Source organism: Pseudomonas sp. FFPRI_1 (assembly GCF_055384485.1).
On sequence record NZ_AP029168.1, the window covers coordinates 4,349,076 to 4,359,957 of the forward strand.

Here is a 10,882-nt window from a genome sequence, read left to right on the forward strand (position 1 = left end):
TCCTTATCACACCAATCGATTGCGAAACAGCCAGGCCGCCAGTGGCAGGGTCACCAGCGCGACCGCGAGCATGGGCACCAGATTCCAGGAGACGTCGGCCAGCGTCGCCCCCTCCAGGTAGATCCTTCTGACCAGGTCAATGGCGAAGCGCAGCGGGTCCAGGTAGGTCAGCACCTGCAACGCTTGGGGCATGCCGTGCACCGGGGTGATCAGCCCGGACAGCAGAATCAGCGGCATCATCAGCACGAAGGTGTACACCATGGCCTGCTGCATGTTGGCCGAGAGCGCCGAGATGGACAGGCCGATGCCCACGCAGGCGCAGGTGAAGACAAACAGCCCCAGGTACAAATCGAGCACGGAGCCGATCATCGGGATCTCGAACCAGAACAAGCCAATGGCCAGGATCAGGCTCGACTGCAGGAGGCCGATCAGGACCGATGGCAGCGCCTTGCCCAGGAGAATGACGAAGGGTGTCAGGGGGGTGACCAGCAACTGGTCGAACGTCCCCTGCTCGCGCTCTCGGGCCACCGACAGCGCTGCCAGCATCAAGGTCTGGATCATGCTCAACGCGGCGATCAGGCCGGGCACTATGTTCCAGCGGGTTTGCAGGTTGGGGTTGAACCAGGCCCGGGTTTCCAGGCGTACAGGCGCATTCTCCAACGCCAGGAACTGCTGGTTGAAATCAGCCACCAGATTGGCAATGTGCCCCGCCGCCATCCCCGCGGTCGTCGAGTTGCGCCCGTCCAGCACCAGCTGCAGGCCGGCATTGTCATGCCGGCTCAAGCGCTCATCGAAGTCCGAGGAGAACTGCAGCACCAGCAGGGCCTTGCCCTGGTCGATCACCGGGGCAATCTCGCCCACGCTGTTCAAGGTCGCCACCCGGGCAAACACTCCCGAGGCATCGAAACGCGCCAGCAGCTCCGTCGAGGCCCGCCCCTGGCTTTGGTCCAGCACCGCATAGGGCACGTAGTTCAGGTCATAGGTGGCGCCGTAGCCAAACAGCAGTGACTGGACAATCGCCGGTGCAATCAGGATCACCCGATTGGCCGGGTCCTTGACGATGGCCAGGAACTCTTTCTGAAACAGGAACAGCAATTCGCGTATGAAACTCATCAGCTTGTCCATGGCGTCAATCCAGCTTCTTGCGGGTGCACAGCCGTGCAGCGTTCAACAGAAACAAGGCGTAGGCCGTGAGGATGGCCAGGTTCTTGGCAATCAGCGGCCAGTTGTTGCCCGCCAGGAACAGGGTCTTCACCAACTCCATGAAATAGGTCGCCGGCAGGATCGAGCCGACCATGCGGATGAAGGTCGGGACATTGCGCAAGTCAAAGAGAAAGCCCGACAGCATCAGCGCCGGCAGGAAGCTGAAGATGATTGCGATCTGGCTCGCCAGGAACTGGTTGCGGGTCTTCGCCGAGATCAGCAGGCCGATGCCCAGGGTCACCACCAGGTAAAGCATCGAGCTCAATAGCAAGAGCACCAGCGAGCCCTGGATCGGCACCTGAAACAGCAGTCGAGCGGACACCAGGCACATCATCAGGCCCAGCAGGCCCACCAGAAAGTAGGGAATGATCTTGGCCAGGAGTATCTCGATCGACCTGACCGGGGTGACGAACAGCGATTCGAGGGTTCCCCTCTCCCACTCCCGGGCCAGCACCAGTGAGGTCAGGAACGCCCCCACCAGCGTCATGATCAGGGCAATGAGCCCGGGCACCAAATACCAGGTACTGCTGTTGGCCGCGTTGAACCACATCCGCTCGACCAGCAGCACCCGCCCTGCAGCCTGTGATGGCCTGGCACGGTCAAGCTGCTGCTGTTGCCAGACATTCAGCGCCCCCCTGACGTAGCGTCCAAGCGTCGCCGCACTGTTGGCGTCGGCGCCATGCAGCAGCAGTTGCAAGCGCGCATCCTGGCGCTCGAGTCGGCGGGAAAAGTCCGCCGGTATGCGCACGATGCCATCGACCCGACGCCGGTCCATCAAAGCCTGTGCATCGGCCATGCTGGTGACCCGGATCACCGAGAAGTAATCCGAGCTCTCAAGCTTGGCCACGACGCTGCGAGCACTGGGCGAGCTGTCTTCCATCACCACCGCCAGAGGCGAATTGCGAATATCCAGGGACAGGCCGTAACCGAATATCAGGATCAGGACGATGGGCAGGACGATGCCTATCGCCAGGTTGCTCTTGTCCCGCAGCAATTGGCGGAACTCCTTTTTGGTCAGTGCCATCAGGCGGCGCCTGAAACCTGATGCAGCTCCATTGAAATCGGACATGCTCATTCCTCACTGCACCCTGGCACTGGCCTGCGCTCGAGCACGCTCGACCACGGCAATGAAGGCGCTGTTCATGTCGGCAAGCGACTCATCGCCCTGGTGGCGGACCTGCTCCGGGGTGCCCAGGGCCAGCAACCGCCCGGCATCCTGGATCACGATGCGGTCGCAGTACTCGGCTTCTTCCATGAAATGGGTGGTGATGACGATGGTGGTACCGCTTTGCGCCAGGGCGGTGATACGTCGCCAGAAAGCCCTGCGGGCCAGGGGATCGATGCCGCTGGTGGGCTCGTCGAGAAACAGGATTTCAGGCTCGTGCAGCAGTGCGACTGCCATCGCCAGGCGCTGCTTGTAGCCACCAGGCAACTCACCACTGCGCAGGTGCTTGTGCTCGTCGAGGTCGAACTGTTCGAGCATCAGCGCCATTCGCGCCTTCAACTGCGCACCGTGCAGGCCATAGGCGCCGCCGAAGAAACGCAAGTTCTCCAGGGCCGAGAGGTTGGCGTACAAGGCGAACTTCTGCGACACGTAGCCGATCTTGCGGCGCGCCGCCGCTCGCGCGGTACGCAAATTGACCCCAGCCACTTCCAGCTGCCCGCTGGAAGCGGGAAGCAGGCCGCAGAGCATGCGAAAGGTCGTGGTCTTGCCTGCGCCATTGGGCCCCAGCAAGCCAAATATCTCGCCCTTGAGAACCTCGAACGAGGTGCTGGCCACCGCGGTGAAGTCGCCGAACTTGCGCACCAGGTCACGAACTTCGATGACCACCGCGCGGCCGGCATCGGCGGCGTCCTGGCTATCGCCGGAGGGTGGCGTGTCAAAGGGTAGCGTGACCGCTGCCACCTGTTGCCTGAGCAGCACCATGAAGCCGTCTTCCAGACGCGCTTGCAGGGCCTCGGGGGCGCTCAGCCCGTCCAGGGAGGGGATGTCCTGCAGGGGCACCTGGGCATTGCGGATGAATCGCACCTTGCCGCCTTCGGGCACGGCATCGACGATGTGCTCGCGGTCATCGAGCAAGTGCGCCTGCAGCAGCCTGGCCGGGTTGCCGGAGCGGGGGGCGACGCCATAGCACAGCCCCTGCGCCAGCTCACAGAGTTGTGCTGGCGGCCCCTGGGCAATCAGCCGTCCCTGATACAGGACGAAGACCTGAGCACAACGCTGAGCCTCGTCCATATAGGCGGTGCTGATCAGCACCGTGAGGTTTTCCTGCTCGATCAATTGCTCGATGATGCTCCACAGCTCCCGGCGCGACAGCGGGTCGACTCCCACCGTGGGCTCGTCCAGCAGCAACAGCTGGGGCGAACGGACCAGCGTGCAAGCCAGCCCGAGTTTCTGTTTCATGCCGCCGGACAACTGCCCGGCCAGGCGCCCGCGGAATCGCGTCAGGTCCATCATCTGCAGCAACCGGGCAAATCGTTCATCGCGCTGCTGGGCAGGGACGCCATGCAGGTCGGCGTACAGCTCGAGGTTTTCCTGGATGGTCAGGTCTTCGTACAGGCCGAATTTCTGCGGCATGTAGCTGATGCGGTCCTGTACCTGCTGGGGGTGCGCGGCGACGTCCAGCCCCAGCACATTCAGCTGTCCCTGGTCCGCCTTCATCAATCCGGCAATCAGCCGCAGTAACGTGGTTTTCCCTGCCCCGTCCGGCCCCACCAGCGCGCTCAGCTTGCCCTGGGGAATGTCCAGGGAAATACCCTCCAGGGCCGTCTGCTGGCGCGCACCAACGCGAAAGTGCTTGACCAGATCGACAGCCTGGACCGTTGCCACCGACGCGCTCATGGCGCGGTCCCGACGGCCGGAGAACGCTCAAGGTAGACCGTCGCCGGCATGCCTAGCCGCAGGCGGTCGTCGGGGTCCTTGACCAGCACCCTGATCTCGTAGACCAGGCTGGTACGCAGGTCGTCGGTCTCCACCGATTTGGGGGTGAATTCAGCGACCGAAGAGATATAGCCGACCTTGCCGTCGATGGATTGCTCCGGAAAGCTGTCGGTAAACACCTGCGCCACCTGACCCGGCCGCACATGGCCCAATTGACGCTCATTGACATAGGCCCGCACCCACTTGGGGTCGGTCAGGGCCAGGGCGAATACCGGTCGCTGCGGCGAAGCCATATCGCCCGGCTCCAGCAGGCGTGTGCGAACCCGTGCCTGGGTAGGCGCCTTGAGCTGAGCGCGTGCCAGATAATGTTGCAGCAGCTCCAGGTCGGCCTTGGTGGCTTGCAGGTCCGCCGATGCCTGGGCGATGTCTTCATTGCGCGGGCCGATCTTGGCCAATGACCAGGCTTCGCGCTGTTCCTGCACCTGGGCCTGGGCGACCTGCAGGCGTGCCGCCGCCTGGTCCAGGCGTTGCTGGCTGACGCCTCTGCCCTGAGTCTCGGCGGCGATCCGACGCAAGCGCTGCGACTCCAACCGAGCCAGTTGCACTTGTGCCTGCGCGGCATCCAGACGTGCCCTGGACTGTTCGATCTCCTGGGGGCGCGTGCCATTTTTCAAACGCAGCAGCGCCTGTTCCTGGACGCCGATCCGGGCCTGAGAACGACTGATTTCAAGGCGCAACGTGCGCGTGTCGAGTTCGGCCAGCACCTGGCCCGCCTGCACCAGGTCGCCCTCCTCGGCATACAGCGCGGTGATTCGCTCGCTGCCATCGAACGCCAGGGAGACCTGACGAATATCGACGTTGCCATGAAGCTTCAGGCGATCGTGCTGTTCCTCGGGGCGAAGGAGAAACCAGGAAACACCTGCTGTTACCGCCAGCAGTACGGCAACCCCTGCAATCCACTGCTTCTTCATCCGTGAATCCTTTGTTTACCAAGACCTAGTTTAAATTCAATTTGAATTTAATCTAAAAAATAACAGATACTGGCGGTGAAGCAACCCCTATGTCCAACCATGAGGAACGCCATGAGCACTCGACGCAGATCCAGCAGAAGCGACGGCGAGCACACCAGGATCCGGATTCTCGAGGTGGCTGCCCGCCTGTTTGCCCAGCATGGCTATGCCAACACCGCGAGCAAGCTCATCAGTGAAGAAGCCGGCACTGACCTGGCCGCCATCAACTACCACTTCGGCAGTCGGGAGGCCCTGTACAAGGCCGTCTTGATCGAAGGACACAAGCAGTTGGTGAGTTTCGAAGCCCTGTCGCAACTGGCCGGGAGCGACGAACCGGCACTGGTCAAGCTCGACGTGTTCATTGATGCCATCGTCAGCCGGGTACTCGATGAGCAAAGCTGGCAAAGCAAAGTCTGTGCACGGGAAATACTCGCGCCTACCGTCCATTTCTCCAGCCTTGTCCAAGAAGAAGTGATGCCCAAGTTTCGGCTGTTGGAAACGATCATCAGCCAGATCACCGGCTTTCCGTCCGGCGACCCGGCGCTGGCGCGCTGCGCCATCAGCATCATCGCCCCCTGCCTGATGCTGGCGGTGATCGACCGCCAGCAGCCCAGCCCACTCCAGGCCGTACTGCAACACGATGCAGACGCCCTGAAAGCGCACCTCAAGCTGTTTGCCCGGTCCGGACTCGCCGCCATTGCCCACTGAACGGTTCATCCCACCAGACTGCCCGGCTGATTGTGCAGGGCACTCCCCAGCACCGCCTTGATCCGCGACATAACCTGTCCATCGAGAAAGAAATGGCCTCCGGCAAACACGAACTGCTCGAAGCGGCCCCGGGTATAGCCTCGCCACTGCTGCATCTGCTCGGGCGGCGCGATCAGGTCCTGGGTACCGCTCAGGCAGACCATGTCGATGTCCAGCGGCCGGGCCTGAGCCTGGGCATAGGAGTAGACCATCTGGATATCGGCCTGGATCACCGGCAGGTACATCTGCATCAGGTCCTCTTCGGCCAGCACCACTGCGGGAACCCCGCCCATGGCCTGCAGCACCGCGGTGGCCTGGGTCGCCGGCAACTGATGCAAGGGCTCGACCCGTTGCGGTACATGGGGAGCGACCATGCCCGATAGCATCAGTTGCAGCGGCACCTGCCGCTGCCGCTGTTGCAGGACACTGGCGACCGCGAAGGCCAGCAACGCCCCCATGCTATGGCCGAAGAAGCAGCAGGGAATGTCATCGCTGAACTGTTCCAGGCAATCGGCCACGTCATTGGCCGCCGCCTGCATGTCACAGTAACGGTGCTCCTGGCTGCGACCCTCACGGCCCGGCAACTGCAGGGCATACAGGTCGACCTGGTCATACAGCGGCAGAAACCAACGGTGAAAGACCGACGCCCCGCTGCCGGCATAGGGGAAAGTGAAGAGTCGCATCTTGCCCCGTGGCCGGCTGGCATAGGGAAACCAGACTTCCCGGGCGATGGATGATGGCGTCGACATCGCTCAACCCTCCACTCGCCGGGCCAGGGCGAAGCGATCGACCTTGCCGTTGGCGTTGCGCGGCAGCGCCTCCAGGCACAGCATCTTGTCGATGATCATGTAGCGCGGCAGGCACTGTGCACAGTGGCGCTTGAGGTCGATGATCGAGAGGCTGGCCCCCGCCCGGGGCACCAGCGCTCCCCAGAGTTGGGCATTCATCCCCTCCCCGATCACCAGCACCGCGGCCTCGCTGACCTGGGGGTGGGCCAGTAGCGCAGCTTCCACTTCACCCCGCTCGATCCGGTTGCCACGCACTTTGAGCATGTCATCGCGGCGCCCCAGGTATTCGTAGTTGCCATCGGCCAGTTGCCTGACCATGTCGCCGGTCTTGTAGGGCCCCTGCTGTTCCGGCAGGGCGAAATACCCCAGCATCACCGTGGGCCCCTGGACCACCAGTTCCCCCTCTTCCCCCGGGGCGCAGCGACTGCCGTCGGGTTTCTGCGCCCACACCTGGTTGCCCGATGCCGCCGTACCGATCGGTACCGGAAGCAAACGCTGAGGATCAATGGCATCGACCTCGAACGCGGTGCAGACATTGGTTTCCGTAGGGCCGAACAGATTGGCCAGGCGGACCTCGGGATAAGCTGCGCGCAGCTCGCGCAGGTGTTTGATCGGGAACGGCTCGCCGGCGAACAGCAGTACCCGCAGGGTGCCTTGCAGGTCCGTCAGCAGGCCGCCGTCCTGCATCATCATCATGAGCACCGAAGGCACCGAGTACCAGACCGTGATCTCGTGGGAGCCGATGAAGTCAGTCAGCAGCCGCGGCGAGAAAGCCATGGCCTCGGGCACCAGGTGCACCGTAGCGCCCACATTCAGCGCGCAATAAAGGTCCAGGACCGAGAGATCGAAATGAAACGGCGCGTGGTTGGCGAAACGCTCGTTGGCCTTGAAGCCATAGCGTTCGCACGCCCAGTCGACGAACGCCAGGGCATTACCGTGACTGAGCGACACCCCTTTGGGAGTGCCGGTGGAGCCTGAGGTGTAGAGGATGTAGGCCAGGTCGTCCGGCTGAATCTCGACCTTCGCCATGACGCTGGAGCGGGTATCGATGCTGCGCCAGTAGCGCGCACTGGTGGGGTCGTCCAGCACCACGCAGCGGGCCTGGGCAAGTTCGCCGCCAGCGATTTCTTCCAGGTGCGCGGCCGTGCAGATGATCAGCACCCCCTGGCAATCGCGGGCAATCTTTTCCAGGCGCGACACCGGGCTCAGCGGGTCCACGGGCACGTACACCACCCCCAGCCGCAGGGCCGCCTGCATGAGCGCCACCAGGTCGACCGACTTGTGTGCCCAGAGCAGAATCCGCTGCCCCTGGCGCATGTCCAGGGCACAGAGCATGGCGGCGAACTCAGCGGTCCGCCGCTCCAGCGCGGCATAACTCAGGCCTTGCTGTTCATCCACCACCGCCATCTGCTGCGGATAGCGCGCGGCACTGCGCATCACTCGTTCATGAATCAGCGTCATAGTCTCAGCTCCCGGGCGATGATTTCGTGTTGCATATCGGTGGTGCCGGAAAAGATCGTGGTGCCAATGGAATCGCGCAGCATTGCCTCGATACCGAAGGACTCGAGACAGCCCCGGCCGCCGAAGATCCTCACCGCATCGATACTGGAGGCCAGTGCACCTTCGCTGATGGCCAGCTTCGACAGGGCGATGTTGAGTTGTCCCGGATCGCCCTGGTCCATGCCCCAGCACGCCCTGAACAGCAGCAGGCGGGCCGACTCCAGGCGCAGCTTCATCTGCGCAATCCGGTGGGAGACCGCCTGGTTGTCGCCGATCGGCTTGCCGAACTGGCGCCGCGTGCGCGCATGCTCGATGCATTGTTCCAGCTGCCGCTCCATCATCCCCAGGAAAGCCGCGAACAGGCAGGCGCGCTCCCATCCCATGGAACTCTGGAACACCTGCCGGCCCTGCCCCTCCTCGCCCAGGCGGTGGACCCCAGGGACCATGCAGTCATCGAAGAACACCTCGCCAGCCGGGCAGCTTTTCAGGCACACCTTGCCCAGGGGCTCGCTGACTCGCAGGCCCGGCGTGTTGCAGTTGACGATGAACCCACTGACGCCCAGGGCGCCATACTCGGGCTGGGTGGTGGCGTAGGTCACGAAGATGTCGGCGATCGGCGCATTGCCGGCAAAACTCTTGTGGCCGCGGAGGCGATAACTGCCATCGGCCTGAGGCAAGGCCCGGGTCTTCAGATTGCTCGCATCCGAGCCCGCCTCGGGCTCGGTAATGGCGTTGGAGCCGATGAACTCACCACTGGCCAGTTTCGGCAGGACATCGCGCTTGGTTGCCGGCGAGGCGAACTCGACGATCGGCATGGCACAGGCAAACTGGTGCGCGGCCGCCGCAAATACCAGCCCCATGTCCGTGCAGCCCAGGCCAAATGCGTGCATCGCAATGGCCGTCGACAGCGCCCCCAGGCCCTGGCCACCGTACTCTTTGGGAATCGACAGCCCCAGTAACCCGGCCTCGCCGCAGATGCTCCACTGCTGCTGGGTGAAATATGGCGAATGCTGGTTGCTGCAGGCCGCCAGTTGCTCGGCACACACCTGCGCGATCATTGCTGCGTGTTCTTTCTGGGTGGCGTCATAGTTGAAGTCCATTTCAACTCTCCTTGCGCATGGAAGGTTTTCTGAAGGATCGATAGAAGATCAGCCGCCCGACCTCTGAAGGCACCTGCATCAGGCCCCACCAGAGCGCCTTGAGTTTTCTCAGGGTGGTCAGTTGATAGACACGAGCGTGAGGATTAGCAAAATCAAAAATAGGCGGAACAAAGCTGGCATTGGCAAGCGCCGAGAAAATGCTGCTTGCAGCTTGCGCAGCCGAGACCTTGGCGCTTTTGACGTCATCACAAAGGCCCAGCGTAGTGTTGAGAATATCCTTGTACCCTTGATACAGAGGCATCCAGAAACCGTCCTCGGCGAGGCGGTCGATGTCATCGAACACCCGCGGGTCCAAGGCCTTGGCAAAGGCATCGTTGATCTTGCGCGCAGTGATGGTGGCGGCAATCGACTGCAGCAACCACACCCGGGCGAAGGCATTCCACAGCTCGGGGTCACGGAACGCGACATGGGCCGCCGCTGCGATCCGGTCGCTCAAAGCGATGATGCTGTCCTGGGTCATGACAAAGTCGTTCAGCGCCGGGCTGCGGTAGTCACCGCTGTGCGCCGCCTCGATCAAGCGGTGCGCCAGGGCCAGGACCAGTTCCGCGCCATTGGAAAGCTTGCGCGAGAACAACAGGTCGTTGCTCGCGGCGCCCTGATCGAACATCAGGCAGCGACGTTCGAGTGCCGTGCGATAGACCTCACGTTCAGGCTCGCGCACTGCCCACTCACGCACCCGCCTGGCGCCGGACAAGTGCTTGCCCAGGCCGGGGTATTGCTCGATCAGTCCAGCCAGGACCTGGTCGCCGTCGGTACTCTGGCAGGCCTCCTCGCGCAGCGACACCAGCACGCTGACCAAAGGATTGCGCGAGTGCTGATGGTTGTTGAACCCAATGACGCCGATCCAGCCTCCATCGAACACATGGTGCAGGGTGCCGCCATGCCACTGGCCGGGAAAATCCCCGTGGGCGCACTCATCGAATGGCACCACTCCGAGCATGTGGGTGGAAAACTCCAGGGTGCGGGTCTGCAGCGTCGCGGGCCGGCAATCCAGCCCCGCCTGACCAGCGATTCGATGCCCGGCCGGGCTGCCGTCGACCATGAACCGGGCACTGACCCACGGCCCCTGGGCCGTCGCCACCTTGATCCCATCGACTTCGAGCACGACTTCCGGGCTGTCGTCGATCTCCACCAGCTGTGCGCCATAGCGCACCGCCGCGGCCAGCAGATAGGCGTCGATATCAGGCCGGAACAAATGGTTCTCGCCGTGCTCGGAAGGCACGTTGAACTGCAGCGCCTGCCCCAGGTCGACGGCCTGGCCAGGCCGGTGATAGATGAAGCCGAGGTTCTTCTTGACCCCTGAAGACGGCATCACCTTCTGCTGGATATCGCGGGTGCGGGCAATATCCTTGATTTCCGGCACGCCATAGCGGTCGGCGATCAGCTCGAAGATCATCGAGGTATAGGGAATGGTCGCTTCGCCGGTCAGGTCCGGCGGCAGGTGGCGGTTGCGCAACAGGCCAACCCGTACATTGTTCCTGGCCAGGCAAGCTGCGAGCATGAGTACGCTCAGGCTGTTGCCCGCCAAGAGAATATCGTAATGGTTTGGCGCCTGGCCAAACGGCTGGTCATTCATATTCACCTCAATCACAG

Annotated in this window: 9 protein-coding genes; 1 reads left to right on the forward strand and 8 read right to left on the reverse strand. The window is 62.9% G+C overall.

Annotation, left to right across the window (positions count from 1 at the left end; genetic code table 11):
* Positions 1–6: 6 nt before the first annotated feature.
* Genes ACZ5BO_RS19250 through ACZ5BO_RS19265 form a run of 4 tightly spaced genes read right to left on the reverse strand, consistent with a single transcriptional unit; the run spans position 7 to position 5,055 of the window.
* On the reverse strand, positions 7–1,125 hold the full coding sequence (locus ACZ5BO_RS19250) for an ABC transporter permease (RefSeq protein ID WP_025131873.1): 1,119 nt from the start codon (positions 1,123–1,125) through the stop codon (positions 7–9).
* 4 nt (positions 1,126–1,129) lie between these two features.
* Entirely contained in the window at positions 1,130–2,278 is a 1,149-nt protein-coding gene (locus ACZ5BO_RS19255; RefSeq protein WP_051586124.1) for an ABC transporter permease, read from the reverse strand.
* Between the two features lie 3 nt (positions 2,279–2,281).
* Positions 2,282–4,045, reverse strand: a complete 1,764-nt coding sequence (locus tag ACZ5BO_RS19260) for an ATP-binding cassette domain-containing protein (RefSeq protein ID WP_025131875.1) — start codon at positions 4,043–4,045, stop codon at positions 2,282–2,284.
* Complete coding sequence (locus tag ACZ5BO_RS19265) at positions 4,042–5,055, reverse strand: HlyD family secretion protein (protein ID WP_464696136.1); 1,014 nt, start codon at positions 5,053–5,055, stop codon at positions 4,042–4,044. The genes ACZ5BO_RS19260 and ACZ5BO_RS19265 overlap by 4 nt, the downstream gene beginning before the upstream one ends.
* 111 nt (positions 5,056–5,166) lie before the next feature.
* Between ACZ5BO_RS19265 and ACZ5BO_RS19270 the strand changes: the two genes are divergently transcribed.
* Positions 5,167–5,802 carry a TetR/AcrR family transcriptional regulator gene (locus ACZ5BO_RS19270; RefSeq protein ID WP_464696137.1) on the forward strand — a complete coding sequence of 212 codons (636 nt, stop codon included), beginning with the start codon at positions 5,167–5,169 and terminating at the stop codon, positions 5,800–5,802.
* A 5-nt stretch (positions 5,803–5,807) separates the two neighbouring features.
* Here ACZ5BO_RS19270 and ACZ5BO_RS19275 read toward each other — a convergent pair whose 3' ends face one another.
* The 4 genes from ACZ5BO_RS19275 to ACZ5BO_RS19290 are packed head-to-tail and all read right to left on the reverse strand — an operon-like array spanning position 5,808 to position 10,865.
* A complete protein-coding gene (locus ACZ5BO_RS19275; protein ID WP_464696138.1) occupies positions 5,808–6,590 on the reverse strand; it encodes a thioesterase II family protein in 783 nt (260 codons plus the stop codon).
* Between the two features lie 3 nt (positions 6,591–6,593).
* Positions 6,594–8,090 carry an L-proline--[L-prolyl-carrier protein] ligase gene (pltF, locus tag ACZ5BO_RS19280; protein ID WP_464696140.1) on the reverse strand — a complete coding sequence of 499 codons (1,497 nt, stop codon included), beginning with the start codon at positions 8,088–8,090 and terminating at the stop codon, positions 6,594–6,596.
* Positions 8,087–9,229 (reverse strand): L-prolyl-[peptidyl-carrier protein] dehydrogenase, encoded by a 1,143-nt coding sequence (gene pltE, locus ACZ5BO_RS19285; protein ID WP_464696141.1) that lies wholly within the window; start codon positions 9,227–9,229, stop codon positions 8,087–8,089. Before pltE ends, pltF begins: the two co-directional genes overlap by 4 nt.
* A gap of 1 nt (position 9,230) precedes the next feature.
* The gene (locus tag ACZ5BO_RS19290; RefSeq protein WP_025131881.1) at positions 9,231–10,865 is read right to left on the reverse strand and encodes an NAD(P)/FAD-dependent oxidoreductase; all 1,635 of its coding nucleotides are present in this window, start codon (positions 10,863–10,865) and stop codon (positions 9,231–9,233) included.
* Positions 10,866–10,882: the final 17 nt, after the last annotated feature.

What these genes read in the sequence shown, in the direction of transcription:
- ACZ5BO_RS19250 (WP_025131873.1), bottom strand. Translation starts at nt 1,125, where the DNA reads ATGGACAAGCTGATGAGTTTCATACGCGAATTGCTGTTCCTGTTTCAG.
- ACZ5BO_RS19255 (WP_051586124.1), bottom strand. Translation starts at nt 2,278, where the DNA reads ATGAGCATGTCCGATTTCAATGGAGCTGCATCAGGTTTCAGGCGCCGC.
- ACZ5BO_RS19260 (WP_025131875.1), bottom strand. Translation starts at nt 4,045, where the DNA reads ATGAGCGCGTCGGTGGCAACGGTCCAGGCTGTCGATCTGGTCAAGCAC.
- ACZ5BO_RS19265 (WP_464696136.1), bottom strand. Translation starts at nt 5,055, where the DNA reads ATGAAGAAGCAGTGGATTGCAGGGGTTGCCGTACTGCTGGCGGTAACA.
- ACZ5BO_RS19270 (WP_464696137.1), top strand. Translation starts at nt 5,167, where the DNA reads ATGAGCACTCGACGCAGATCCAGCAGAAGCGACGGCGAGCACACCAGG.
- ACZ5BO_RS19275 (WP_464696138.1), bottom strand. Translation starts at nt 6,590, where the DNA reads ATGTCGACGCCATCATCCATCGCCCGGGAAGTCTGGTTTCCCTATGCC.
- pltF (WP_464696140.1), bottom strand. Translation starts at nt 8,090, where the DNA reads ATGACGCTGATTCATGAACGAGTGATGCGCAGTGCCGCGCGCTATCCG.
- pltE (WP_464696141.1), bottom strand. Translation starts at nt 9,229, where the DNA reads ATGGACTTCAACTATGACGCCACCCAGAAAGAACACGCAGCAATGATC.
- ACZ5BO_RS19290 (WP_025131881.1), bottom strand. Translation starts at nt 10,865, where the DNA reads ATGAATGACCAGCCGTTTGGCCAGGCGCCAAACCATTACGATATTCTC.